Source organism: Pseudomonas sp. NPDC087804, from assembly GCF_044742965.1.
Classification (GTDB): domain Bacteria; phylum Pseudomonadota; class Gammaproteobacteria; order Pseudomonadales; family Pseudomonadaceae; genus Aquipseudomonas; species Aquipseudomonas rustica.
Window position 1 is genome coordinate 1 of the sequence record NZ_JBIUVN010000005.1, and the last position, 26,175, is coordinate 26,175.

The 26,175-nt window shown below is 59.5% G+C and carries 23 protein-coding genes and 1 pseudogene; 10 read left to right on the forward strand and 14 right to left on the reverse strand.

Going from position 1 to position 26,175, the window contains the following annotated elements; all coding sequences use genetic code 11:
• The 4 genes and pseudogenes from trmD to ACIOMO_RS10955 all read right to left on the reverse strand — a co-directional run.
• Positions 1–514 (reverse strand): tRNA (guanosine(37)-N1)-methyltransferase TrmD (gene trmD / locus ACIOMO_RS10940; RefSeq protein ID WP_401240801.1); only part of this gene is annotated, 514 nt, incomplete at its 3' end.
• 44 nt (positions 515–558) lie between these two features.
• A complete protein-coding gene (rimM, locus tag ACIOMO_RS10945) occupies positions 559–1,095 on the reverse strand; it encodes a ribosome maturation factor RimM (RefSeq protein WP_007908985.1) in 537 nt (178 codons plus the stop codon).
• 5 nt (positions 1,096–1,100) lie between these two features.
• Positions 1,101–1,352, reverse strand: a complete 252-nt coding sequence (gene rpsP / locus ACIOMO_RS10950; RefSeq protein ID WP_045059142.1) for a 30S ribosomal protein S16 — start codon at positions 1,350–1,352, stop codon at positions 1,101–1,103.
• 251 nt (positions 1,353–1,603) lie between these two features.
• A pseudogene (locus tag ACIOMO_RS10955) lies at positions 1,604–2,680 on the reverse strand (signal recognition particle protein); the annotation flags it as partial.
• A gap of 139 nt (positions 2,681–2,819) precedes the next feature.
• On the opposite strand from ACIOMO_RS10955, the gene ACIOMO_RS10960 reads away from it, so the two are divergent.
• The 3 genes from ACIOMO_RS10960 (at position 2,820) to ACIOMO_RS10970 (ending at position 6,604) form a co-directional block, all read left to right on the forward strand.
• Positions 2,820–3,632, forward strand: a complete 813-nt coding sequence (locus ACIOMO_RS10960) for an inner membrane protein YpjD (protein WP_159813843.1) — start codon at positions 2,820–2,822, stop codon at positions 3,630–3,632.
• 12 nt (positions 3,633–3,644) lie between these two features.
• Positions 3,645–4,886, forward strand: a complete 1,242-nt coding sequence (locus ACIOMO_RS10965) for a transporter associated domain-containing protein (RefSeq protein WP_401240576.1) — start codon at positions 3,645–3,647, stop codon at positions 4,884–4,886.
• 401 nt (positions 4,887–5,287) lie between these two features.
• Positions 5,288–6,604 (forward strand): MFS transporter, encoded by a 1,317-nt coding sequence (locus tag ACIOMO_RS10970; protein ID WP_401240578.1) that lies wholly within the window; start codon positions 5,288–5,290, stop codon positions 6,602–6,604.
• Between the two features lie 104 nt (positions 6,605–6,708).
• Here ACIOMO_RS10970 and purT read toward each other — a convergent pair whose 3' ends face one another.
• From purT to ACIOMO_RS10995, 5 genes are all read right to left on the reverse strand, one after another.
• Positions 6,709–7,890 (reverse strand): formate-dependent phosphoribosylglycinamide formyltransferase, encoded by a 1,182-nt coding sequence (gene purT, locus ACIOMO_RS10975; RefSeq protein ID WP_007908992.1) that lies wholly within the window; start codon positions 7,888–7,890, stop codon positions 6,709–6,711.
• Between the two features lie 100 nt (positions 7,891–7,990).
• Positions 7,991–8,458 (reverse strand): VUT family protein, encoded by a 468-nt coding sequence (locus tag ACIOMO_RS10980; RefSeq protein WP_053117431.1) that lies wholly within the window; start codon positions 8,456–8,458, stop codon positions 7,991–7,993.
• 132 nt (positions 8,459–8,590) lie between these two features.
• Positions 8,591–8,806, reverse strand: a complete 216-nt coding sequence (locus tag ACIOMO_RS10985) for a DUF1289 domain-containing protein (protein WP_401240582.1) — start codon at positions 8,804–8,806, stop codon at positions 8,591–8,593.
• Positions 8,803–9,327 (reverse strand): gamma carbonic anhydrase family protein, encoded by a 525-nt coding sequence (locus tag ACIOMO_RS10990; RefSeq protein ID WP_007954617.1) that lies wholly within the window; start codon positions 9,325–9,327, stop codon positions 8,803–8,805. Before ACIOMO_RS10990 ends, ACIOMO_RS10985 begins: the two co-directional genes overlap by 4 nt.
• Positions 9,328–9,372: 45 nt before the next feature.
• Positions 9,373–9,972, reverse strand: a complete 600-nt coding sequence (locus ACIOMO_RS10995) for a CoA pyrophosphatase (RefSeq protein WP_053117428.1) — start codon at positions 9,970–9,972, stop codon at positions 9,373–9,375.
• Between the two features lie 147 nt (positions 9,973–10,119).
• Here ACIOMO_RS10995 and ACIOMO_RS11000 point away from each other — a divergent pair, with 147 nt between their 5' ends.
• From ACIOMO_RS11000 to nagE, 7 genes are all read left to right on the forward strand, one after another.
• Entirely contained in the window at positions 10,120–10,674 is a 555-nt protein-coding gene (locus ACIOMO_RS11000; RefSeq protein WP_053117425.1) for an NUDIX hydrolase, read from the forward strand.
• 74 nt (positions 10,675–10,748) lie between these two features.
• Positions 10,749–11,264 carry a murein L,D-transpeptidase family protein gene (locus ACIOMO_RS11005; RefSeq protein ID WP_008081650.1) on the forward strand — a complete coding sequence of 172 codons (516 nt, stop codon included), beginning with the start codon at positions 10,749–10,751 and terminating at the stop codon, positions 11,262–11,264.
• A 281-nt stretch (positions 11,265–11,545) separates the two neighbouring features.
• Complete coding sequence (locus ACIOMO_RS11010; RefSeq protein ID WP_053117422.1) at positions 11,546–12,277, forward strand: GntR family transcriptional regulator; 732 nt, start codon at positions 11,546–11,548, stop codon at positions 12,275–12,277.
• 24 nt (positions 12,278–12,301) lie between these two features.
• Complete coding sequence (gene nagA / locus ACIOMO_RS11015) at positions 12,302–13,408, forward strand: N-acetylglucosamine-6-phosphate deacetylase (protein ID WP_401240587.1); 1,107 nt, start codon at positions 12,302–12,304, stop codon at positions 13,406–13,408.
• The gene (locus ACIOMO_RS11020) at positions 13,389–14,411 is read left to right on the forward strand and encodes an SIS domain-containing protein (RefSeq protein WP_110721222.1); all 1,023 of its coding nucleotides are present in this window, start codon (positions 13,389–13,391) and stop codon (positions 14,409–14,411) included. Before nagA ends, ACIOMO_RS11020 begins: the two co-directional genes overlap by 20 nt.
• A 304-nt stretch (positions 14,412–14,715) precedes the next feature.
• Positions 14,716–17,229 (forward strand): phosphoenolpyruvate--protein phosphotransferase, encoded by a 2,514-nt coding sequence (gene ptsP / locus ACIOMO_RS11025; RefSeq protein WP_401240590.1) that lies wholly within the window; start codon positions 14,716–14,718, stop codon positions 17,227–17,229.
• 23 nt (positions 17,230–17,252) lie between these two features.
• The gene (gene nagE, locus ACIOMO_RS11030) at positions 17,253–18,965 is read left to right on the forward strand and encodes an N-acetylglucosamine-specific PTS transporter subunit IIBC (RefSeq protein WP_401240592.1); all 1,713 of its coding nucleotides are present in this window, start codon (positions 17,253–17,255) and stop codon (positions 18,963–18,965) included.
• Between the two features lie 53 nt (positions 18,966–19,018).
• Here nagE and ACIOMO_RS11035 read toward each other — a convergent pair whose 3' ends face one another.
• The 5 genes from ACIOMO_RS11035 to purL all read right to left on the reverse strand — a co-directional run bounded on the left by ACIOMO_RS11035 (position 19,019) and on the right by purL (position 25,912).
• Positions 19,019–19,465 (reverse strand): hypothetical protein, encoded by a 447-nt coding sequence (locus ACIOMO_RS11035; protein WP_064393272.1) that lies wholly within the window; start codon positions 19,463–19,465, stop codon positions 19,019–19,021.
• Complete coding sequence (locus ACIOMO_RS11040; protein ID WP_401240595.1) at positions 19,449–20,105, reverse strand: DUF6036 family nucleotidyltransferase; 657 nt, start codon at positions 20,103–20,105, stop codon at positions 19,449–19,451. Before ACIOMO_RS11040 ends, ACIOMO_RS11035 begins: the two co-directional genes overlap by 17 nt.
• Before the next feature lie 252 nt (positions 20,106–20,357).
• Complete coding sequence (locus tag ACIOMO_RS11045) at positions 20,358–20,720, reverse strand: DUF6124 family protein (RefSeq protein WP_212549650.1); 363 nt, start codon at positions 20,718–20,720, stop codon at positions 20,358–20,360.
• A 978-nt stretch (positions 20,721–21,698) separates the two neighbouring features.
• Positions 21,699–22,010: a YqfO family protein gene (locus ACIOMO_RS11050; RefSeq protein WP_042607740.1), complete on the reverse strand. Its 312-nt coding sequence runs from the start codon at positions 22,008–22,010 to the stop codon at positions 21,699–21,701.
• A gap of 5 nt (positions 22,011–22,015) precedes the next feature.
• Positions 22,016–25,912, reverse strand: a complete 3,897-nt coding sequence (gene purL / locus ACIOMO_RS11055; protein WP_401240599.1) for a phosphoribosylformylglycinamidine synthase — start codon at positions 25,910–25,912, stop codon at positions 22,016–22,018.
• Between the last annotated feature and the right edge of the window lie 263 nt (positions 25,913–26,175).

A 26,175-nucleotide genomic window follows, 5' to 3' on the forward strand; every position in this document is an offset into this window, starting at 1 on the left:
GGGTGTAGTGCGGGCAATCCAGCAGACCATCCGTAAAGGAATCTTCCTCGGCGGAGTCCGCATGCCCTAAAGCTCCAGGCAGCAGTCGTGTAACCGCATCGATCATGACCATTGCCGGCAGCTCGCCGCCAGACAATACATAGTCACCAATCGACCACTCTTCATCGACATGAGCATCAATAAAACGCTCGTCAATGCCTTCGTAGCGGCCGGCAATCAGGATCAATGCATCCGATTGTGCCAACTCGCGTACCGCCGACTGAGTCAGTTGACGGCCTTGGGGGGACAGGTAAATAACCTTCGCCGCCTCCCCGGCTGCTGCCTTGGCCTGAACCAGAGCATCTTCCAGGGGCTTGATCTTCATCACCATGCCCGGACCACCGCCAAACGGGCGATCGTCCACAGTGTGATGCCGATCCGTCGTGTAATCCCGCGGGTTCCAACAGGTCAGCTGCAAGAGCCCCTGTTTGACCGCTCGACTGGTGATGCCGTAGTCGCCGATGGCGGAAAACATCTCGGGAAACAAACTGATCACTTCTACGCGCAATTTAGCCACGCTTAGAAGTCCGCATCCCAATCCACCTTCATCTCGCCCGCTGCCAGATCGACTGCCAACACACACTGCGCCGTATAGGGCAGCAAGCGTTCGCGATCATCCAGGCTGCCAGCGCAAGGCTTGACTACCATTACATCATTGGCGCCGGTTTCCAGAAGATGATCGACTTTCCCGAGCATTTGCCCCAGTTGATCGATGACCTTCAGACCTTCCAGCTGGTACCAGTAGTACTCGCCGTCGGTCAATTCAGGGAACAGGTTGCGCGGCACGCAGATCTCATAACCGGCCAGAAGACGAGCTTCTTCACGATCATCAAGACCCTTGAGCTTTGCGACCAGGAACTTATCGCTCCCGCGTCCACTGACCAGCTCGACCTGTTTGACATTGCCTTCGCGCTTGAGCGTCCAGGTTTTGTACTGCAACAGGTTTTCAGTCGGATCAGTAAAGGAATAAACCTTCACTTCGCCGCGAACGCCATGAACAGAATAAATTTTGCCGATAACGATCAAATCATCAGCAACAGCTGGCGTCGCGTTCATATTGCTCAGGCCGCAGCCTTTGCAGAGTCCTTCAGCAACTGAGCAACACGCTCAGAAGGCTGTGCACCAACGCTCAGCCAGTAGGCAACGCGCTCTTGGTTCACGGACAGACGAACTTCCTGACCACGGGCAACAGGGTTGAAGAAACCAACCTGTTCTTTGTGGGAGCCGTCACGCGGGTTACGCGAGTCGGTTACGGTCAGGTGGTAAAACGGGCGCTTTTTGGAGCCGCCAAGGGCAAGACGGATTGTTAGCATGTGAACATCGTTACTGTAGTCGGTGCTGCAAATCTAAATGCACAGCGGGCATGGGTGCCCGAAAGGCCGCATATTCTAAGGAATATCCGGACTTTTGCAAATGACTTTTTCCGGCGCCTATGGCATGCCGTGCAGATCTGCATATAGAGCCGTCGATAAAAACGGCCGGTCAGCTCCCGCCGTGTGCGGGTTTGCTGTTGATCCTGCGTCCTTGCAGGGTCTGCGCCGGTGCGACGACCGGCGCGGATTCTTTACATTTTCGGCATGCCGCCGCCGGGCAACATTCCACCCATGCCGCGCATCATTTTCGCCATTCCGCCTTTCGCGGTGAATTTCTTCATCATCTTCTGCATCTGCTTGTGTTGCTTGATCAAGCGACCGATGTCCTGCACCTGAGTACCGGAACCCATGGCGATACGGCGTTTGCGCGAACCGCTGATCAGCTCAGGGTCGCGGCGCTCGGCCGGGGTCATGGAGTTGATGATGGCTTCCATCTGTTTGAATTGTTTCTCTGCGGCGTTCTGGGCATTGCCCATCTGCGACAGGTTGACGCCGCCGATGCTCGGCAGTTTGTCCATGAGGCCGCCGAGGCCGCCCATGTTCTTCATCTGTTGCAGCTGATCGCGGAAGTCTTCGAGGTCGAAGCCCTTGCCCTTCTTCAGCTTCTTGGCCAGTTTGTCGGCCTTGTCTTTGTCGAGGGTCGCCTCGGCCTGTTCGATCAGGCTGAGCACGTCGCCCATGCCGAGAATGCGCGAGGCGATACGCTCAGGGTGGAACGGATCGAGCGCTTCGCTCTTCTCGCCCATACCGATGAACTTGATCGGCTTGCCGGTGATGGCGCGAACCGACAGCGCAGCACCGCCACGGGCGTCACCGTCGACCTTGGTCAGGATCACACCGGTCAGCGGCAGCGCATCACCGAAGGCCTTGGCCGTGTTGGCCGCATCCTGACCGGTCATGGCGTCAACCACGAACAGGGTTTCGACCGGGTTGATCGCGGCGTGCAGCGCCTTGATCTCGCCCATCATCTCTTCGTCGATGTGCAGACGACCGGCGGTATCGACGATGACCACGTCGATGAATTTCAGTTTTGCTTCTTTAATAGCAGCTTGCGCGATGTCGACCGGCTTCTGGCTCAGGTCGGACGGGAAGAAGGTCACGCCCACTTCACCGGCGAGCATTTCCAACTGCTTGATCGCCGCAGGACGATAAACGTCCGCCGACACGACCATGACCGACTTCTTCTTGCGCTCTTTCAGGAAGCGCGCCAGTTTGCCGGCGGTGGTGGTTTTACCGGCACCCTGCAAACCGGCCATCAGAATGACGGCGAGCCTGCGGCGTGGGCAGGTCGCGGATTATAGCGAAGACTGCGGCTGGCGGACACCTCGCCGTCAGCTTCCTGAGTCTTTCGTGCCATGGCGGTTCTATGCCAAACTCAGCCCCTTTCGGGCTTGCCTAACAGGATTTATGCTCCCCTTGTCACCCAGTTTGCTGACCACCCTCGCCGCCGCCCTTCTATATGCCGCTGCGACTCTCTATCAAGGCACGCGTCTGGCCGCCGGTGCCAAGGCGAACAAGCGCCTGCTGGTTTCCCTCGGCGTACTCGCCGTGGTGGCCCAGTTCGCCAGCCTGTTCACGCATTTGCTGACGCCGATTGGCCTGGGCCTGGACTTTTTCAGCGCCTCCAGCCTGATCTCGGCGGCGGTGATCGCCCTGACCTTGATCGCCTGCTCACGGATTCCGGTGGAGAACCTGCTGGTGCTGCTGTTCCCGCTCGGCGCGGTCACGGTGTTGCTGGCGCAGTTCGCGCCGACCGGCACTGTGCAGATCATCGACGAAGAACCGGGCATCCTCGCGCACATTCTATTGTCGCTGCTGGCCTACGGCATGTTCACCATCGCGGTGTTCCAGGCCTTGCTGGTGCTGGTGCAAGATCACCAGCTCAAGCACAAACATCCGTCCGGACTGATCAAGAACTTCCCGCCGCTGCAAACCATGGAAAGCCTGTTGTTCGGCTTCCTCTGGGCCGGCTGGACGCTGTTGTCGCTGTCGCTGATCTCCGGCTGGCTGTTCGTCGAGAACCTGTTTGCCCAGCATCTGGTACACAAAACCTTGCTGGCGTGCCTGGCCTGGATCGTGTTCAGCGTGCTGCTGTGGGGCCGCAACCGTCTCGGCTGGCGCGGTCACAAGGCGATTCGCTGGACTCTCGCCGGTTTCTGCCTGCTGATGTTGGCGTATTTCGGCAGCAAACTGGTTCGTGAATACATCCTGCACATCTGACGGGCGGCATAAATGGACGGTTTGCCCATAGGGCCGATGCTCGCGGTATTTGTCCTGCTGATTTTATGGTCAGGGCTGTTTACCGCCGTCGAAATCGCGCAGCAGCATCTGCTCGCGCAACGCACCGCCTCGCGCGCCAGCGATAAACCGCTGGCGAAGCTGAGCTTCCCGCTCGACAGCCTGATCCTCTGCAACACCTTGTGCCGTGCGCTCGCCGTGATCATCGCGACGTTGCTGGCGATTTTCCTCTGTGAAGAAAACGGCCCGTGGGCAGCGTGCCTGGGTGCCGGTGCGGTGTTGCTGGTGTTCGCCGATTACTTCCCGCGCACCCTCGCCCAACGTTATCCGGATGCCGTGCTGGCCTTCGGCAATTCGTTGTTGGCGGTTCCGCTGAAGATTGTTTACCCACTGGCCTGGCTGTTCAGCCGTGTCAGCGTTTTGCTGGTCCGCCCGTTCGCGCGCAAGCCACAAGTGGTGCAGCAGAGCGACGACGAAGCGCCCGGCGATCGACGTGATGACCCCGAGCATCCTGTTCACGCACACCCGGTTTCGGGAATTCATGCGCTGGACAACATCACCGTCAACGACATTCTGGTGCCGCGCAGTGACGTCGACGGCATCAACCTCGACGATTCGATTGAAGCGATCATCGAGCAACTGCGCCAGAACAAGCGCACGCGCCTGCCGATGTTCCACAGCGACATCAATCAGGTTGAAGCGGTGCTCAATACCCGCCAGATCCGTCATTTACTGAACAACGGCGATCTGACGCTAGAGGCGTTGTTGGCGGCGAGTTACGAGCCGTATTTCGTCCCGGAAAGTACGCCACTGCAACTGCAACTACTGAACTTCCACAAGCAGCAGCGGCGCCTGGGCATGGTCGTCGATGAGTACGGCGAAGTGCTCGGCATTGTGACGCTGGAAGATATTCTTGAAGAGATCGTCGGCGAGTTCGAGAGTGAGCACAGCCTGGAGAACCCGCACATTCATCCGCAGGCTGACGGGCGGATGGTGATTGATGGCACCGCTTCGATTCGCGAATTGAACAAGTGCCTGGGCTGGCATTTGCCGAGTGATGGGCCGAAAACGCTGAACGGGTTGGTGACTGAGGCGCTGGAGACGATTCCCGAGAGTGCGGTTTGCTTGAAGATCGGGCGCTATCGACTGGAGATTCTTGAGACTGAGGAGAACCGGGTGAGCAAGGTGTTGATCTGGCATACCTCGTCTGTGCCTGCTTTGGTGCCGGCCCGATAGAAGATCAAAAGATCAAAAGATCGCAGCCTTCGGCAGCTCCTACATTGGAATGCGTTCCAAATGTTCCAAATGTTCCAAATGCCCCAAATGCCCCAAATGTCCCAAATGTCCCAAATGCCCCAAATGTTCCCAATGTCCCATATGTCCCAAATGTAGGAGCTGCCGAAGGCTGCGATCTTTTGCTCTTGTTTGATTGTTAGCCCCCTTCCTATAATCAAATCCGCTTACCCAAGCGTTGCCAAACCGCGTGCTTACCCCGCACCAGACCGGTTTCGGCCATTTCCGCTGTACTCCGGCGACTGTTCCTACCTGAAACAGCGACCGCGCCTCATCCCACATCCCTGGGTGTTCGACCATAATAATTCGCTCCAACGGAGCTCATGACTGTCAGGGATCACCGCATGACGACCAGTACCGCTTTCAGCGACACCGCGCCTGCCCAACCGACCAACTCCGCCACCCGCGTGGCGACGGCGAGTTTTATCGGCACCGCGATCGAGTTCTACGACTTCTATGTTTACGCCACGGCGGCTGCGCTGGTGATCGGGCCGGTGTTCTTTCCGCAGACGTCCGGCACGGCGCAGATGCTTTCGGCGTTTCTTACTTTTGGCATCGCTTTTCTGGCCCGACCGTTGGGCTCGGCGCTGTTCGGCCATTTCGGTGACCGTATCGGGCGTAAATCGACGCTGGTCGCATCTCTGCTATTGATGGGCGTGTGTACGACGCTGATCGGCGTGCTGCCGGGTTACGCCACGATTGGCGCGTGGGCGCCGATTCTGTTGTGTGTGCTGCGCTTTGGTCAGGGCCTGGGATTGGGCGGTGAATGGGGCGGTGCTGCGTTGCTCGCCACGGAAAACGCGCCGAAAGGCAAACGCGCGTGGTTCGGTATGTTTCCGCAACTCGGCCCGTCGATTGGTTTTCTCGCGGCCAATGGCTTGTTCTTGACCCTGGCCATGACCCTCGATGACGAGCAGTTCCGCAGTTGGGGCTGGCGCATTCCGTTCCTGCTTAGCGCGGTACTGGTGATGGTGGGCCTGTATGTGCGCCTGAAACTTCACGAAACGCCGGTCTTCGCCAACGCCATCGCGCGTCAGGAGCGGGTGAAAGTGCCGCTGGTTGAGCTGTTCAGCCAGTATTGGGCACCGACCTTGTTGGGCGCGGCGGCGATGGTCGTGTGCTATGCGCTGTTCTATATCTCGACGGTTTTTTCCCTGAGTTACGGGGTTTCCACGTTGGGTTATAGCCGCGAGACATTCTTGGGGTTGCTGTGCTTTGCCGTACTGTTCATGGCGGCTGCGACGCCATTGTCGGCTTGGGCCAGCGATCGTTATGGGCGCAGACCGGTGCTGATCATCGGTGGCGTGCTGGCGATTCTGTCCGGGTTCTTGATGGAACCATTGCTGACGCAAGGCTCGACCTGGGGCGTGGCGCTGTTTCTGTGCATCGAGCTGTTTTTGATGGGCGTGACGTTTGCACCGATGGGCGCACTGTTGCCGGAGCTGTTTCCGACCCACGTGCGTTATACCGGTGCTTCGGCGGCGTATAACCTGGGTGGGATTGTCGGGGCCTCGGCGGCGCCGTTCTTTGCGCAGAAACTGGTGGCGATGGGTGGTTTGAGCTATGTCGGCGGGTATGTGTCGGGGGCGGCGGTGCTGAGTTTGATTGCGGTGCTGTGCCTGAAAGAGACGCGGGATAACGATCTGAATCGGGTCGCCTGACAGAAGATCAAAAGCTTCGCGAGCAAGCCCGCTCCCACATTAGGTCTGTGGCATACACAAAACCAATGTGGGAGCGGGCTTGCTCGCGAATGCCGCGACCCGGTTTAGAGTTCTACGACAACAGCCTGAGCAGCACGGGTCGCCTTGGCACGCGCAGCCTCGATCGACTCATCCCGCGCCAGCGCCACGCCCATACGGCGCTGGCCATTCACTTCTGGCTTGCCGAACAAACGCAACGCCGTATCCGGCTCGCTCAACGCCGCACCCAGATTGGCGAACGCTGTCTGGGTCGACTGCCCTTCCACCAGAATCACCGCCGAAGCCGAAGGCCCGAACTGACGGATCAACGGCACCGGCAGTCCCAGAATCGCGCGAGCGTGCAACGCGAACTGCGACAGATCCTGCGAAATCAACGTGACCAGACCGGTGTCGTGCGGGCGTGGCGAGACTTCGCTGAACCATACCTGATCACCTTTGATGAACAGCTCAACGCCGAACAGACCACGGCCACCCAGCGCCTCAGTCACGGCTTTGGCAACACGCTCGGATTCAGCCAGGGCAATCGGGCTCATGGCTTGTGGCTGCCACGATTCCTGGTAGTCGCCCTTCTCCTGACGGTGGCCAACTGGCGCACAGAACGTGGTGCCGCCGATGTGGCGCACGGTCAGCAGGGTGATTTCGTAGTCGAAATCGATAAAGCCTTCAATGATCACCCGACCTTTGCCGGCGCGACCGCCCTCTTGCGCGTAATCCCAGGCTTTCTGCACGTCATCGGTGCTGCGCAGCAGGCTCTGGCCTTTGCCCGACGAGCTCATCACCGGTTTGACCACGCATGGGAAACCGAGGTCTTCAACGGCTTTGCTGTAGTCCTCGAAGGTGTCGGCAAAATGGTAAGGCGAGGTCGGCAGATCCAGCTCTTCAGCGGCCAGACGACGGATACCTTCGCGGTTCATGGTCAGTTGCGCAGCGCGCGCGGTCGGGATCACGGTGAAGCCTTCGGCTTCCAGTTCAACCAGGGTGGCGGTGGCGATGGCTTCGATTTCCGGCACGATGAAGTGCGGCTTCTCGGCTTCGATCACCGCGCGCAGGGCGGCGCCGTCGAGCATGTTGATCACGTGGCTGCGATGGGCGACTTGCATGGCCGGCGCGTTGGCGTAGCGGTCAACGGCGATCACTTCAACGCCCAGGCGTTGCAGCTCGATCACCACTTCCTTGCCCAACTCACCACAGCCACACAGCAATACGCGGGTCGCGGTTGGCGACAACGGAGTTCCGATACGGGTCATCTCAGGTCCTCAAAGCAGCGGATCATCGAGGAAAGCGACGCCAGACGCGCTTTCCATGGGGAGAAAGCGCGGCATTTTACATGAACCCGAGGGTTTGGCTTCAGCTGGCGACGGCCTGTTTGCGATCGCGCCAGGCCATGATCAGCCAGACGACGGTCACACCGGCGAATTTCGACAGCAGTGCGGTGATGATCACCGGTGGCGTCATGGCGTCGATCATGCCGAAAAAGATGAAGGTATCGAGAGGAATGCTCAGCGCCGAGCTGATCCACAAGCGGTCGCGCAACGGACGTTTGGTGATGCTGAACACCAGCCAGTCGATGATCTCGGAGACCGCGAACGCCGTGGCGCTGGCCAATGCGATGGAGGGGTCGGAGGTGACGTAAGACAGTACCAACGCTGCCAGCATCGCCGCGATCGCCCCGTGGCCGAAACGGATTTGCACCATGTCGCGCAGCACGAACACCAGACCGCCCCAGGCCGACCAGATGATGTCCAGGTGCGGCGCGGTGGAGAAGGCGAAGTTGATCAGCACGACGCTGCTGATGTAGGCGATGAGGAAAATCATGGGGGCGACCTGGCAGATTGGCGCACAGATTACTTCAGCCAAAGCAGAATCAAAAGATCGCAGCCTGCGGCAGCTCCTACAAGGGAACGCATTTCAAATGTAGGAGCTGCCGAAGGCTGCGATCTTTTGATCTTAATGCCCGGGTGTCTTACCAATCATCCACACCAACCCACTCGCCTTTGCCCGTTCATGACACAACCCCAGCACCACCCGGCGCTCGTCATTGTTCATGCGGCTCCAGCGGGTAATCTCTTCCACCGTACGCTGGCACCCGGTGCACACATCATCCTCATCCAGCGCACAAATATTCACGCACGGCGAGGCAACCGGTCTTTCGGGCGCGTTCATTCTTCCTGCTCAACCAGATCACGCGCATAACGCTGGGAGTTATGCACATAGTGCGCGGCGCTGGCCTCAAGCATCTTCTTCTGCGGCTCGGTCAGCTCACGCACAACCTTGCCCGGCGAGCCCATCACCAGCGAACCATCCGGAATTTCCTTGCCCTCACCAATCAGCGAGTTGGCGCCAATGATGCAGTTCTTGCCGATCTTCGCGCCGTTGAGAATCACCGCGTTGATACCGATCAGGCTGTAATCGCCAACGGTGCAGCCATGCAGCATGGCGTTGTGGCCAATGGTCACGCCGGTGCCGATGGTCAGCGGATAGCCCATGTCGGTGTGCATCACGGTGCCGTCCTGCACGTTGCTGTTCTTGCCGATCAGGATCAGTTCGTTGTCGCCGCGTAGCACGGCGTTGAACCAGACGTTGGCGCCCTCTTCCAGTTTGACCTTGCCTACCAGCACGGCATTGGGGGCGACCCAGCTCTGTGGGTGGGTCTCGACACGGGCGTCGCCCAAGCGGTATTTCATCTTGTTTTCCTCAGGGCTCACGGTGATGGCCATTCGAACGATGGCTTAGGTGTTAATAAAGCTTTTAGGCGGAGTATGCAGACTGATCTTGGCGTCATAGAGCAGATTGATCAACTCGACGATCATGATGGCGGTCAGGCCCCAGATCTTGAAATCGCCGTAGCGATAGCTCGGCACGTACCAACTGCGACCTTGATAGTCGATGCGATGGGTGTGTTCGCGGGGGTCTTTGCGGAAGAATTCCAGCGGCACGCTGAACACCGCAGCGATCTCGGCATCATTAGGCTGATACTCGACGAAATCGGGGATTACGCCGACATAAGGCGTGACCTTGATGCCGTGCAGGGAGATCAGCGGGCTGAGCGGCCCGATGACTTCGACCAGTCCTGGCGGCAGGCCGATCTCTTCCTCTGCTTCGCGCAGGGCGGTGAAGATCAGATCCGGGTCTTCGGGATCGCGGCGTCCACCGGGGAAAGCCACTTCGCCGCCATGGGTCGAGAGCCCGCTGGCGCGCAGGGTCAGAACCAGTTCCGGTTGGTCACTGCGGGTGATCGGCACCAGAACGGCGGCCTCGGGGAAACGTTTGTCGGTCTCCAGCGTGCGCGGTGTGTGGTTGCTTACCCTATGCAGTAGCTCGTCCAGCATGAGTGTTCTCGATCGGTGCCTTACCCTGCATCATGCACCAATCATTGCAGCCGCCCAAGCCCCCGAATCTCGCCATGTCGCGAAACGACAACTTGCCGACCGACACCGCTGCACGCCAAGATAGGCGCAGCATTCAGGAAGCCCAGCATGAAATTTTGCAGCCACTGCGGTAACCCGGTCACCCAGCGCATTCCCGAAGGCGATTCGCGGCGGCGATTTGTCTGTGACAGCTGTCAGACCATTCACTACCAAAACCCCAATATCGTCGCCGGTTGCGTGCCGACCTGGGGCACGAAAGTGCTCTTGTGCCGCCGTGCCATCGAGCCGCGCCTCGGTTATTGGACGTTGCCTGCCGGTTTCATGGAGAACGGTGAGACCATCGAACAGGCCGCTATCCGCGAAACCGCCGAAGAAGCCTGCGCCCGTGTGCGTAACCTGAGCATCTATACGCTGATCGACGTGCCACACATCAGTCAGGTGCATGTGTTCTTCCGCGCGGAGCTGGTTGATCTGGACTTTGCCGCCGGCCCCGAGAGCCTCGAAGTGCAACTATTCGACGAAGCCGACATTCCATGGGACGAGCTGGCTTTCAGGACGGTGGGGCGTACCTTAGAATGCTTCTTCGCTGATCGGCGGGTTGAGGTGTATCCGGTTCGTTCGGAATCGATTCCGCCGTTGGTGCAGCCGGTGATTGTCGGTTAGAAGATCAAAAGATCGCAGCCTGCGGCAGCTCCTACACAACACTTATCTGCGTCACTCCTTGGGGAATCGTTTCAATGCGCTGGTTGCTTGCCCTGTTCTGCCTGTCGTTCGTTAGCGTCTCCCAAGCGTCCTTCGTGACCACCGTGACGCCGGCGAATACCCCGCTTATCGAAAAAGTCCTGGTGCTCAAATCGGCGCATCAACTGCAGTTGATCGCCGACGGCAAACCGCTGAAGACCTATCGCATCTCATTGGGCAAGGGCGCGAAAAAAGGTCCGAAACTGATTGAAGGCGACAAGCGCACGCCGGAAGGCTTTTATTGGATCGACTGGCGCAAGACCAGCGACAAATTCAACCTGTCGATGCACATTTCCTACCCGAACATCAGCGACTCGGCCCGCGCCCGGCGTGAAGGCGTCGAGCCTGGCGGGATGATCATGATCCACGGCACACCGGATTCCGAAGAAACCCCGGAAGACCTGTTCCACACCCTCGACTGGACCGACGGCTGCGTCGCCATGCGCAATGTGGATATGCGCGAAGTGTGGAGCCTGGTGCCGGATGGCACGATGGTTGAAATCCGCCCTTAACGATTGACCGCTGGTCACTCGCAAAAAAATAAATCAAAAGATCGCAGCCTGCGGCAGCGCCTACAGAGGTGATACCACTTCCCACTGTAGGAGCTGCCGCAGGCTGCGATCTTTTGCGTTTACACCCCCACCCCTAATACCACTTAGAACCACCATCCTCCAAAGCCTCGATCCATAAGGGTTTCCGGCCCTGTCACCACGTTGACATGGTATTCAAGTGGTATTAATTTTCGCTGCATTCACGGGCGACAACCACTCCAATACCCGCACCGGACACCGACATGAACGACCTTCAGGCCTTGCGCCCTGACGACCAACAAGCGACGCCGTTGTACCTGCAACTGGCGCGCAATCTGGAATCGGCGATTCATGCCGGCCAGTGGAAAGCCGAACAGGCGATGCCGTCCGAGCGCAATCTCAGCGAGTTGCTCGGCATCTCCCGCGTCACCGCGCGCAAAGCCCTCGAAGTCCTCCTCGATCAAGGCCTGATCCGTCGCCTGCAAGGTTCCGGCACCTTCATCACCCCACGCCTCGAACAACCGCTGTCGCGCCTGTCCGGTTTCAGCGAGATGCTGCGCTTGAAGGGTTTCGTACCCAGTTCGAAATGGCTGGAGCGTGAAATCACCCTGCCGACCCACGAAGAACTGATCCGCCTCAGCCTGTCGCCGAACGACAAGGTCGCGCGCATGAAGCGTCTGCGCAAAGCCGATGACACAGTTATGGCCATCGAGATGAGCACCCTGCCCGCCTCGATCATGCCCAAGCCACAACTGGTCGGCGATTCCCTCTACGAATACCTCGACGGCATCGGCAAACCGATCGTCCGCGCCTTGCAGCACATTCAGGCAATCAACGCCTCGGACGAATTCGCCGCGCTGGTCGGCATCGCCCCCGGCACCGCGATGCTGCTGATGACCCGGGTTGGCTACCTCGAAGACAACACACCGATCGAAGTCACCGACACCTATTGCCGCAACGACTACTACGACTTTGTTGCAGAGCTTCGCCGTTAAGCGCAGCCATAAGCGAGAACCGAAATGTCCGAAGACAACATCCTCACCGCCAGCGGCTGGGTTCGCGGCCGGCTGATCCACGAACACGGCAAAGTCGTGTCGATCGAAGGCGTGCCTTGCGATCCGGCAACCAATGATCTGCCGTATCTGCTGCCCGGTTTCATCGACCTGCACGTGCATGGCGGTGGCGGCAAAGACATCATGGAAGGCGCCAGCGCCTTCGAGACCATCACCAAAACCCACGTGCGTTTCGGCACCACCTCGCTGCTGGCCACCACCATGACCGCGCCGAGTGCCGAGATTTCCAGCGTGTTGAAGGACGTCGGAGAGTTCTGCGAACAGCGTCCGAAAGGTGCCGCGCGCGTCCTCGGCGTCCATCTCGAAGGCCCATATATCAACCCCGGCAAACTCGGTGCACAACCGAACTTCGCCCACACCGCGTTGATGGCCGAAGTCGAAGAATATCTGGCACTGGCGCCGATCCGCGTGATCACCATCGCCCCGGAAATCGCCGGTCACGACGGCTTGATCCGCGAACTCAGCAGCCGTGGCGTGCGCATGCAGATCGGCCACACCCTCGGCAGTTACGAGGAAGGCGTTGCCGCAATGGAGGCTGGCGCAACCAGTTTCACCCACCTCTACAACGCCATGAGCCCGTTGCATCATCGCGAGCCGGGCATCGTTGGCGCGGCACTCGCCCACGCCAAATTCGCCGAGCTGATTCCGGATTTGTTGCATGTGCATCCCGGCGCCATTCGGGTGGCCCTGCGCTCGATCCCGTGCCTGTATTGCGTCACCGATTCGACCGCTGCCGCCGGCATGCCCGACGGTGAATACAAGCTCGGCAGCCATACCGTGACCAAATGCCTGGGCGGTGTGCGCCTGCCCGACGGCACCTTGGCCGGCAGCACGCTGACCATGGATCAGGCCCTGCGCAATCTGGTGAAGATCGGTTTGCCGATCGCCGAGGCTTCGCAGCGTCTGTCGCAATTCCCCGCCGACTACCTCGGCATCAACGAACGCGGGCGCCTTGCCCCAGGTGCCTGGGCCGACTGCGTGCGGCTCGATCGCTCACTCACACTGACCGCCGTCATGGTCGAAGGAGAAGACATTGACTTCAAAAATGCTTGAGGAGGCGCTGTCCTCGTTCGAGGCCGTGCAAGCCCAACTGCAACAGCTCGACCCGCAAATGATCGAGATCGCCGGGCGCCTGCGCCGTCAGCCGCCGCAAGTGGCGATGACCGTTGCGCGCGGCAGCTCCGACCACGCGGCGAGCTACTTCGCTTACCTGACCATGCAGCAACTGGGCGTGCCGGTAGCGTCGTTGCCGATGTCGGTGGTGACCATGCAGCAAGCGCCGTTGAAGGTCAGCGGTCAGGTCGCGTTCGCCTTTTCGCAATCGGGGCAGAGCCCGGATCTGGTCAACAGCCTGCGTCTGCTGCGCAAGCGTGGCGCGCTGAGCGTGTCGATGGTCAACGCCGCCGATTCGCCACTGGAAGCTGCGTGTGAGTTCAGCGTGCCGCTGCTCGCCGGGACTGAAAGCAGCGTCGCCGCGACCAAGAGTTTTATCGCCACCCTCAGCGCCAGCGCCCGTTTGATCGCGCACTGGAAGGAGGACAGCGAATTGCTCGAGGCCGGTAACGCCCTGCCTGAAGGACTGCGCGAAGCGGCAAAACAGGACTGGAGCGTGGCCATCGAAGCGTTGCGCGATTGCGAGCGTTTGATGGTCATCGGCCGTGGTGCCGGTTTCGCCATCGCTCAGGAAGCGGCGCTGAAATTCAAGGAAACCTCGGCGATTCAGGCCGAAGCGTTCAGCAGCGCCGAAGTGCGTCACGGCCCGATGGCGTTGATCGACGAACATTATCCGCTGCTGGTTTTCGCACCGCGCGGTGCTGAACAGGCTGGCTTGTTGAGCCTGGCGGCAGAAATGCGCCAACGCGGCGCTCGCGTGTTGCTGGCCGCGCCGGATGACGTGAGCGAACGCGACCTGACGCTGACCCGCGCCGAGCACCCAGCGCTCGATCCGATTCTGGCGATCCAGAGTTTCTACGTGATGGCGGCAGGTTTGGCCGTGGCCCGTGGCATGGATCCGGATCAGCCGCGCCACCTGAGCAAAGTAACCCGCACGCACTGACACCCGTTGATCGATGCATAACCCTATCGGCGGACGCGAAAACCGCTGATGGGTGCACAACCCAATCGGCGGACGCAAAACCGCCGACTGATGCACAACTCTATCGGCGGACGCTAAACCGCTGATTGATGCACAACCCTATCGGCGGACGCGAAAACCGCCGATTGATGCACAACCTCTGTAGGAGCTGCCGAAGGCTGCGATCTTTTGATTTTGATTTACAAAAAACAAGATCAAAAGATCGCAGCCTTCGGCAGCTCCTACAGGGGATATCGAACCGAGATTTAACCGATGAGACCGAGCCATGCACAACAACAATAAAGAGCTGACCCTCAGCGCCCCGCTCAGCGGCCCGGTGCTCACGCTCGCCAAAGTCCCGGACGCGGTGTTCGCCAGCGGCGCCATGGGCGACGGCATCGCCATCGACCCGATCAACGACACGCTGTACTCGCCGTGCGCCGGGGTGATCATCCATGTCGCGCGCACCGGCCACGCACTCACCGTGCGTGCCGACAACGGCGCGGAAATCCTCCTGCATCTGGGCCTCGACACCGTGGAGTTGAACGGCGAAGGTTTCTCAATGCTGGTCAAGGAAGGTGTTCGCGTAACCAAGGGTCAGCCGTTGTTGCGCTACGACCTCGACAAGGTCGGCCAGCAATGCAAAAGCCTCGTCAGCCTGTTGATCCTGACCAACAGCCAGGATTTCCAAGTACGCCCGATCACGCTTAAAGCGGTGAAAGTCGGCGAACCGTTGCTGCACATTGTGGCGCGTAATGGTTCGGCAGCGAGCGCCGAAGTCGTCGGTGGGCCAGAGGTTCAGGGTCATGTGTTGGTGGCTCATCGCGGTGGTTTGCATGCGCGCCCGGCAGCGCTGATTCGGCAGACCGCGCAAGGTTTCAAAAGCCAGTCGCAACTGCACTTCGCCGGTAAATCGGCGCCGTGCAACAGCCTGATCGGTTTGATGGGCCTAGCGGTTGGCGAGCAGGACGAAGTGCAGGTCAGCTGTCAGGGGCCGGATGCTGAGGCGGCGCTGCAAGCGTTGCTCACGGCGTTGGCCACGGCATTGCCGGATGATCATCACGCGGCGGTACCGGTCAGTGTTGCCCCTCTTAAACGCCCGGCCGAGGCTGGCGTGATGCACGGGGTTTGCGCTGCGCCGGGATTCGTCGGTGGGCCGCTGTTTCGCTTGAACGCGATCAGCTTGCCGGTGGACGCAGGCAATCACGATCCGCTGCAACAACAGCAAGTGCTTGAAGCTGCACTGCAACAGGTCAGCAGCGAAATCGACGGCACCCTCGCCCAAGCGAAGAAGCACAAGAATGCCGATGAAGAAGCGATCTTCGCCGCGCATTTGGCGTTGCTGGAAGATCCGGCGCTGCTCGACGCGGCACAGCAATCCATCGAACAAGGCACTGCGGCGACTCACGCCTGGAGCCAGTCGATCGATGTGCAGTGCGAAGTCCTGCAGCACACCGGCAGCGCGCTGCTGGCTGAGCGCGCCAACGATCTTCGCGATCTCAAACAACGCGTGTTGCGGGCGTTGCTCGGCGAGGCATGGAATTACGATGTGCCGGCCGGTGCCATCGTCGCTGCGCATGAACTGACGCCTTCGGATCTGCTGCAACTCAGCGCCCAAGGTGTCGCCGGGTTGTGCATGGCCGAGGGTGGCGCGACATCGCACGTGGCGATTCTCGCTCGCGGCAAAGGTTTGCCATGCATGGTGGCGCTGGGTTCGGCATTGCTTGATCAGCCGCAAGGTCAATCGGTGGTGCTCGATGCCGATGGCGGTCGTCTGGAACTGACGCCAAACGCTGAGCGCTTGGCTGAAGTTCAACAGGCGCAAATTGATCGCCAGCAACGTCGCGACGCGCAGCAGGCCAAAGCTCACTTGCCAGCAGAAACGCGAAATGGCGTGCACATCGAAGTCGTCGCCAACGTCGCCTCCAGCGCTGAAGCGGCAGATGCCTTTGCCAACGGCGCCGAAGGTGTCGGTCTGCTGCGCACAGAGTTTCTCTTCGTCGATCGCCAGACCGCACCCGATGTCGAAGAGCAACGTGCTGCCTATCAAGGGGTGCTGGATGCAATGGGCGATCACCCAGTAATCATCCGCACCATCGACGTCGGCGGCGACAAGCAACTCGACTATCTGCCGCTGCCGATCGAAGCCAACCCGGTGCTCGGTCTGCGCGGCATTCGTCTGGCGCAGGCCCGTCCGGAAATCCTCGATCAGCAACTGCGCGCGCTGCTGCAAGTCAGCCCGCTGCGTCGCTGCCGAATCCTGTTGCCAATGGTTACCGAAGTGGATGAGCTGCTGCACATCCGCCAGCGCGTTGAAGCGTTGTGCCTGGAGATGAACATCGCTCAGCGTCCGGAAATCGGCGTGATGATCGAAGTCCCCGCCGCCGCATTACAGGCCGAACAACTCGCCAAACACGCCGACTTCCTCTCCATCGGCACCAACGATTTGTCGCAATACACCCTGGCCATGGATCGCGATCACGCCGGTCTGGCCGCCCGCGTCGACGCCCTGCACCCGGCGCTGCTGCGCCTGATCGCCATGACCTGCGAAGGCGCGGCGGTGCACAAGCGTTGGGTCGGCGTCTGCGGCGCCCTCGCCTCCGATCCGCTGGCGACGCCGGTGTTGATCGGTCTGGGCGTTACCGAATTGTCGGTCAGCCCGGTGCAGATCGGTGAAATCAAGGATCGCGTGCGCCAGGTGCACGAAGCCGAATGCCAGCGCCTCAGTCGCGACCTGCTCAAGTTGAGCAGCGCCGCCGCCGTGCGCCACGCCTGTCATCAACATTGGCCACTGCGCTAACAAAAACAACAAGGACAAACGCCATGTACCAACTCTTTATCGAAGGCCTGCAACGCCTCGGCCGCGCGCTGATGCTGCCGATCGCGATCCTGCCGATTGCCGGCCTGCTCCTGCGGCTGGGTGACACTGACCTGCTGAACATCGCGATCATCCACGATGCCGGCCAAGTGATCTTCGCCAACCTGGCAATGATCTTCGCCATCGGCATCGCCGTCGGTTTCGCCAAGGACAACAACGGCACCGCCGGCCTTGCCGGGGTGATCGGTTACCTGGTGATGATCTCAACGCTCAAGGTGCTCGACTCGACCATCAACATGGGCATGCTCGCCGGCATAGTCGCCGGCCTGATGGCTGGCGCGCTGTACAACCGCTTCAAGGACATCAAGCTGCCGGAGTATCTGGCGTTCTTTGGTGGGCGACGGTTTGTGCCGATTGTCACCGGGTTCGCGGCGGTCGGTCTGGGCGTGGTGTTCGGCTACATTTGGCCGCCGATCCAGCACGGCATCAACGCTTTCGGCGCCTTGATGATGGAAAGCGGCAGCATCGGCGCGTTCGTGTTTGGCGTGTTCAACCGCCTGCTGATCGTCACCGGCCTGCACCACATCCTCAACAACATGGCGTGGTTCGTGTTCGGCAACTTCACCGATCCGACTACGGGCGCATTGGTGACTGGCGACCTGTCGCGCTACTTCGCCGGCGATCCGAAGGGCGGCCAGTTCATGACCGGCATGTTCCCGATGATGATCTTCGGCCTGCCGGCGGCGTGTCTGGCGATGTACCGCAACGCCCTGCCGGAACGCCGCAAAGTCATGGGCGGGATTTTCCTGTCGATGGCGCTGACTTCGTTTTTGACCGGGGTGACTGAACCGATTGAATTCGCCTTCATGTTTTTGGCGCCGTTGTTGTATCTGCTGCATGCGCTGCTGACCGGGTTGTCGATGGCGATTACCAATGCCTTGAACATCCACTTGGGCTTCACCTTCTCCGGCGGCTTTATCGACATGATTCTCGGCTGGGGCAAGTCCACTAACGGGTGGCTGGTGTTCCCGGTTGGGTTGGCTTACGCGGTGATCTACTACTTCGTCTTCGACTTCTGCATTCGTCGCTTCAATCTGAAAACGCCGGGGCGTGAGGATGTCGCTGTCAGTGAAAAAGCCGTACTGACTGAGAACGAGCGCGCCAGTGCATACATCAAGGCATTGGGCGGCGCTGAAAATCTGCTAACGGTTGGCGCCTGCACCACGCGGTTGCGACTGGAGATGGTTGATCGCAACAAGGCTTCGGATGCTGATCTGAAAGCGCTGGGTGCGATGGCGGTTGTGCGACCGGGTAAAGGTGGGAGTTTGCAGGTTGTGGTCGGGCCGATGGCGGACAGCATTGCGGATGAGATTCGTCTGGCGATGCCGGCGTTGGGGCGTGCTGTTTTGGTTGAAACCGCTGTTGTTGATGAGCCGAAAGTTGTAGCCGTTGCCGGTTCCGAGGCGCAGCAATGGCTGAATGCGTTGGGCGGTGGCGACAATGTGCTGCAACTGGATTGCATTGCGATGACGCGGATTCGCCTGCAATTGGCGGATGGCAAGGCGTTGTCCGAGGCGCAGCTGAAGGATCTGGGGTGTCACGGTGTCAGCCAGTTGGATGGAGGGGTCTGGCATTTGCTGGTGGGGGATAAGGCGGCGAGTTTGAGCGGGGCGCTGGAAAGCCTGGTCAACCGAAGCGAGGTTAGTGTGAAGGTTTAATCGACACAAAAAACCCGGCTTAGGCCGGGTTTTTCATCGCCAACAAATTCGGCTCAGGATGAATGCTGTTCCGCTTGGTAATGGCGGGTCTGAAATGGCATCAGCGTTTGAACCTTCAATCCAAGACTTTCTGCTAACCCCCAAGAGACCGCCAATTCATCTTTGCGATTGCGTAATGAAACCTTTGTTTGAGGCGCGACATCCTGCTTCGGTGTCGAGTGTGCGAAAAGCTCCAGCGCATGAAGCGTTTCCAATACGCGGGTATCCGAGACACACGAAAAACGCGTAAATCGCTCCAACAGGTAGGCGGCGCGGCGACGTTCAATGTCATCGCTATGATGTTTCAGAAAGGCCTTCACCTCGCTTTCAACATTTGAATCCGAGTACCAGACTTCTTTCGCAGCATTCACCAGTGCAACGTCGTCGGCCTGATTCAGAGGGCTTCTGACGAGAGTGTCTAATGCGGATGAGAGGACGTGAGCGTCATTCAGCTTCGTCATCTGCTTTCTCCAGATAGTCTTGCAATATGTTGCTCAATACCGAGGTCGGTTGCGCTTTATTGCCAACATATACATCAATTGCCTGCAATGCCAGACGCCGGAGCTCGCTGGTCAGTATGAACCCGCACCTCAGAAGCGCATTGATGTCTGCGATATCGTGATCTGTAGCCCTGCCCAGCTTTGTAATGGCTATGTCGACGGGCGCAGCAATATGAATGTGTAGAGGAGACTCCAGCGAAAACTCTGACATGGGAATACTTCGCGACCAATAATCCTCATGAATCGGGCCAAAGCTAGTGTTGTATTGCAGGTCGTAGTTCAGCTCCATCTTTCGAGCAGAAAGCTCATCGACAAAGGGCTCCGGCACCGTCGCCAGCAGCGTACGCAGGTCGAATCCTGCCGGAATGCATGCCTCATAGATTTCCGCATCGACATCCAAAGATATGCGGTGATGGGTGTAGAGGTGAACTGCACACCCTCCAAACACAATGATCTTGACCGCTCCAGTTGCTGCATTCTCTTCAATCAATTCCGCCTCGACGGACTTGAACATCGATACCAGCGCCCGCCCCAGCGCGGTGCTTGCGTTGATGCGGGGTGTGACGACGGGAAGTAGCTCCATTTTCAACCTCAGAGTCATGTCGATGGCTTCAGCGAAAGGAGCAACATCCCGTTAGCGGTCTATTGCCTAGCTCACTGTTTTCCAGAGACAACCCAAGTTAGAGAGGCTACTTCCGAGAGACAACCTGAAAAACCGGTAGGAAAATTCCGCTATTTGATGAGGTACAGGAAGTATTCGGACAACTGCGGAAACGCTTTCGCGAGCAAGCCCGCAGAGCATGCATTTCAAATGTGGGAGCCAGCCTGCTGGCGATGAACGATGACGCGGTTGTCAGGTTTGTGGATCGACTCGATCCAGTGCGCGATTTACTGCGAGTTCGGCGAGCATGATGATTTGCTGGATGGCCAGTGCCGTGCTGCGGTGCAAGCCGCCTAGCTCGGTTGCGAAGTTGCTGGCCATGGCGTTTGCTGAGGCCAACGATTCACAGGCGTGGGCGAGCAGGCTTTCGGTGTCGACGCTGGGGTGGACGAGGAACATCGTGCTCGGTTGCCGGGGTTTGGCGGGTTCGGGGCTGAGGTAGAAATCGAGGGCGCGTTTGATGGCTTCGCGGTTTTTTGCCAAGTCTTCGGCGCGGATGGCGGCTTCGAGTGGGGTGGTGGTTTCGGGGGGTGGATCTGGGATTAGTTTGTCCATCGAACAAGTCCTTTAAGTTTGCAGCCACTTGCTCCCGATCTCACTCGAAGAAGAGGTGGCAGCCATGTACGGAGTGAGATCACCGATAGAACCCCAAAACCGGCCGGACCGAAGTCCGCCCGCACATAGCCGCCATAAGGAATTGCTGACAGCGTTAGCTGGCCGCAATTATGGGGGCACTTGTCTGGGGATCCAAATCGGGTATCTCACCTCCCGGTCGCTGAATTGGCAGCGACAGGCAAAGACTAGAGAGCGCGCGTCCGACGGACAACCTGAAAACCTTGTGGGAAGACTCTGTTATTTCTACACATATCTAAACAGACCAAAGCAAACCCTCACCCTAGCCCTCTCCCAGAGGGAGAGGGGACTGACCGAAGTGTTTGGTGGATCTACGCTGACGTGAAATACCGAGTCGAATTCAGATCCTGAAAAGCCCACAAATCGGCTCCCTCTCCCCCGGGAGAGGGCTGGGGTGAGGGGCGAATCCACCACAAAACCAAAGCCGAACACTCCGTGCTCCTCACCACTCAATAGGCCGAGTGTCAGCTCGCCTGCTCTTGATCTTGATCCACAGGCCCCGTCGGCAGGCTGAGTGGAGGGATTCATCCGGGGGTGGGAGCGCAGCGACCGTTTGGCGCAGCCAAATGCATCGAGAGGAGGTGCAGCGAAGCAAACCGGAGGCGATGCGCCCGGATGGATCCCGGAGCGAAGGAACCCCGAGCTTTAGCGAGCGGGCCGAACGTTGGGGCAAGCCTTTTTGGTTACTTTTGAGGCGTTTGTCAAAAGTGACCCGCCGTAAGGGCGGAACCGTCAGCGGCAGCACTCGAAGAATCGGATATTCACTCAGCCAGACAGAGCATGGTCGCCTGTCAGGGCGCCATCGCGAGCAGGCTCACTCCTACAGAAAAGCAAATCGGGGGCAACAAAAAACCCGCAGACAATCTCTCATCTGCGGGTTTCTTGTTTCAGCAAGGAAGATCAGAAATCTTCCAGCCGCCACACCTCATAAGCCGGCGTCTCGTACGGATGACTAAGCTTCAAAGCCGCCACAACAGCAACAATCAACTCATCCGCCACCACAAGCTCAACCTTCCATTCCTCAACCCGCTCAACCTGCCCCGCCTCACCAATGAACGGCTGACTCCCGTCCAAAGGTCGAAACTGGCCCAGACCAAGCACCTGCCAAGCACAGTGGTCATAGTCACCGATCCGCCCACCACCGGCAGCGAACACAGCCCCTTTGACCACCTCGACATGACTGTCAGGAACAAAAAACGCCAGCTTATACACAGGCCTTAGTTAACCCAGACGCGTGCATTACGGAACATACGCATCCAAGGTGCGTCCTCGTTCCAGTCTTCCGAACGCCACGAGTTCTGCACCGCGCGGAACACACGCTCCGGGTGCGGCATCATGATCGTCACACGGCCATCACGGCTGGTGAGACCAGTAATCCCGCGCGGCGAACCGTTCGGGTTAGCCGGATACTTCTCGGTGACCTTGCCATGGTTGTCGACGAAACGCATCGCCACGCAACCCGACAGATCGGCTTCCAGCAGTGCTTCTTCGCTGGAGAACTCGGCGTGACCTTCACCGTGAGCGATGGCGATCGGCATACGCGAACCGGCCATGCCCTGCAGGAAGATCGAGTTCGATTCCTGAATCTGCACCATCGCCACGCGCGCTTCGAACTGCTCGGAGCGGTTGCGCACGAAGTGCGGCCAGAACTCGCTCCCCGGGATCAGCTCGTGCAGGTTGGACATCATCTGGCAACCGTTGCACACGCCGAGGGTGAAGCTGTCGTTACGCTCGAAGAAACCCTGGAACGCATCGCGGGCACGGCTGTTGAACAGCGCCGACTTGGCCCAGCCCTCACCGGCGCCGAGCACGTCGCCGTAGGAGAAACCACCGCACGCCACCAGACCTTTGAACTCGTTCAGGTCGACACGGCCGGCGAGAATGTCGCTCATGTGCACGTCGATCGCGTTGAAACCAGCGCGGTCGAACGCAGCGGCCATTTCCACCTGACCGTTGACGCCCTGCTCACGCAGCACGGCAACCTGTGGGCGAATGCCTTTCTTGATGTAAGGCGCGGCAATGTCCTGGTTGACGTCGTAGCTGAGCTTGACGCTCAGGCCCGGGTTGTCCTCTTCCAGCAGCACGTCGAACTCTTGCTCGGCGCAGTCGGCGTTATCACGCAGACGCTGGATCTGGTAGCTGGTTTCAGCCCAGGTACGTTGCAGCAGACGACGCTGGCCTTCGAACACGGTGTCACCGTTGAAGGTGATGTTGATCTGGCCATTGTTGATCGGCTGACCGATCACCGACACGCAGTCGCCCAGACCGGCCGCGCTGAATTGCGCGAGGATGTCTGGCGTGGCGTCCTGACGAACCTGAATCACCGCACCCAGTTCTTCGTTGAACAGGATGGCGGCGATGTCGGCGGTGGTTTCTGCCAGACCGTCGAGGTTCAGGCTCAGACCGCAGTGGCCGGCGAAGGCCATTTCCACCACGGAGGTCAGCAGACCACCGTCGGAACGGTCGTGGTACGCCAGCAAGTGACCGTCGGCGTTGAGGCCCTGAATCACCGCGAAGAAGGCTTTCAGGTCTTCGGCGTCATCGACGTCCGGCGCGTGTTTGCCGAGCTTGCCGTGTGTCTGAGCAAGGATCGAAGCACCCATACGGTTCTGCCCGCGACCGAGGTCGATCAGGATCAGGTCGGTGGTGCCCTTGTCCATACGCAGTTCCGGGGTCAGGGTCTGACGGATGTCAGCCACTGGCGCGAAACCGGTCACGATCAGCGACATCGGCGAGGTCACGGTTTTTTCTTCGCCGTTATCGCTCCAACGGGTGGCCATGGACATCGAGTCCTTGCCCACCGGAATGGTGATACCCAGCTCAGGGCACAGTTCCATACCGACCGCTTTCACGGTGTCGTACAGACGCGCGTCTTCGCCCGGGTGGCCGGCAGCGGACATCCAGTTCGCCGACAGTTTGATGTCGGAGATCTTGTTGATGCGCGACGCGGCGATGTTGGTCAGGGTTTCGCCGATGGCCATGCGGCCCGACGCCGGGGCGTCCAGCAGAGCCAGCGGAGTGCGCTCGCCCATTGCCATCGCTTCACCGGTGTAAACGTCGAAGCTGGTGGCGGTGACGGCAACGTCGGCCACCGGAACCTGCCATGGGCCGACCATTTGGTCACGGGCCACGAGGCCGGTGATGGTGCGGTCGCCGATGGTAATCAGGAAGCTCTTGCTCGCCACGGCCGGGTGATGCAGAACGCGTTCGATGGACTCGCTGATGTCGAGGTTCGACGGATCGAAGTCATCGCCCATTTCAGCTTCGCGAACCACCGAGCGGTGCATGCGCGGGGCCTTGCCCAGCAACACTTCCAGTGGCATGTCCACCGGGTTATTGCCGAAGTGGCTGTCGGTCACGGTCAGTTGCGGTTCAGCGGTGGCTTCACCGACAACGGCAAACGGGCAGCGCTCGCGTTCGCAAATCGCCTGGAAGCGCGCGAAGTCTTCAGGGCCGACGGCCAGAACGTAACGTTCCTGGGATTCGTTGGACCAGATTTCGTGCGGGGCCATGCCCGGCTCGTCGTTGGGAATGTTGCGCAGTTCGAAACGGCCACCGCGGTCGCCGTCGTTGACCAGTTCCGGGAAGGCGTTGGACAGACCGCCCGCGCCGACGTCGTGGATGAAGCTGATCGGGTTCTTGTCACCCAACTGCCAGCAACGGTCGATGACTTCCTGGCAACGACGCTCCATCTCAGGGTTTTCACGCTGTACGGAAGCGAAGTCGAGATCCGCCGAGCTGGTGCCGGTGGCCATGGAGGAAGCCGCGCCGCCACCCAGACCGATCAACATCGCCGGGCCGCCGAGGACGATCAGCTTGGAGCCCACGACGATCTCGCCTTTCTTGACGTGTTCTTCGCGGATGTTGCCCATGCCGCCGGCCAACATGATCGGCTTGTGGTAACCACGAACTTCGTCACCATGCGGGGTGGTGATCGACTGTTCGAAGGTACGGAAGTAGCCAGTCAGGGCCGGACGACCGAATTCGTTGTTGAACGCGGCGCCGCCGAGCGGGCCTTCGATCATGATGTCCAGGGCGGTAACGATGCGCTCAGGCTTGCCGTACGGCACTTCCCACGGCTGTTCGAAGCCCGGGATCTGCAGGTTGGACACGGTGAAACCGGTCAGGCCAGCCTTTGGCTTGGCGCCACGGCCGGTTGCACCTTCGTCACGGATTTCGCCGCCGGAACCGGTCGATGCACCCGGGAACGGAGCAATCGCGGTCGGGTGGTTGTGGGTTTCAACCTTCATCAGGATGTGCACCGGCTCCTGCACCGCGCCGTACTGACGGGTCTCAGGGTTCGGGAAGAAACGGCCGGCGACGTTGCCGACGATCACCGAGGCGTTGTCCTTATAAGCCGACAGAACGCCTTCGCTGTGCATCACGTAGGTGTTCTTGATCATGCCGAACAGGCTTTTTTCCTGGTTCTCACCATCAATATCCCAACTGGCGTTGAAGATCTTGTGACGGCAGTGCTCGGAGTTAGCCTGGGCGAACATCATCAGTTCGATGTCGTGCGGGTTGCGCTTCAAACCGTTGAAGGCGTCGACCAGATAGTCGATCTCGTCTTCGGCCAGGGCCAAGCCCAGTTCGGTGTTGGCTTTTTCCAGCGCGGCGCGACCGCCACCGAGGATGTCGATCGCGGTCAGCGGCTTCGGTTCGGCGTGGCTGAACAGACCGGCGGCCTGTTCAAGGTTGGCCAGCACGATTTGCGTCATGCGGTCGTGCAACACGTCGGCAATCTGCTGGGCTTCGGCGTCGCTGAACTGACCGGCAACGTAGAAGGCGATACCGCGCTCCAGACGCTGGATCTTGCTCAGGCCGCAGTTGCGGGCGATGTCGCTGGCCTTGCTCGACCATGGCGAAATGGTGCCGAAACGCGGCAACACCAGAAACAGACGACCGGTCGGCTCTTGTACCGGAACGCTTGGGCCGTACTTCAGAAGGCGCGCTAGCACCTGCTGTTCGTCGCCGGTCAGGACGCCGGTGACTTCGGCGAAGTGAGCGAATTCAGCATACAGGCCACTGACAGCTGGAACCTTCTCGCTCAGTTGCTCAAGGAGATTGCTGAGGCGAAAGGCAGAAAGGGCAGGAGCGCCGCGCAGGATCAACATCTTCGGGACAGCCTCGGGAAGGGGTGTGCTTTGAGGCCGTGCATTCTAGCCTAAACCGCCCTCAACATCACCCGAAACGCTACGCACGGTTGCACTCGGGTATCAATCTGTGTTTCCGACTCCGGAGTCAGGTAAATCAGCGATTTGAGACCTGCTTATTTTTACTGTAACAAAAACCCGCGAAGCCCCGTGCCTGCTGGGTTTCGTGCGATTTTGTGACGGCCAACAGAGTCATCCTGCACTGTCGAGATATGGCGCCAGTG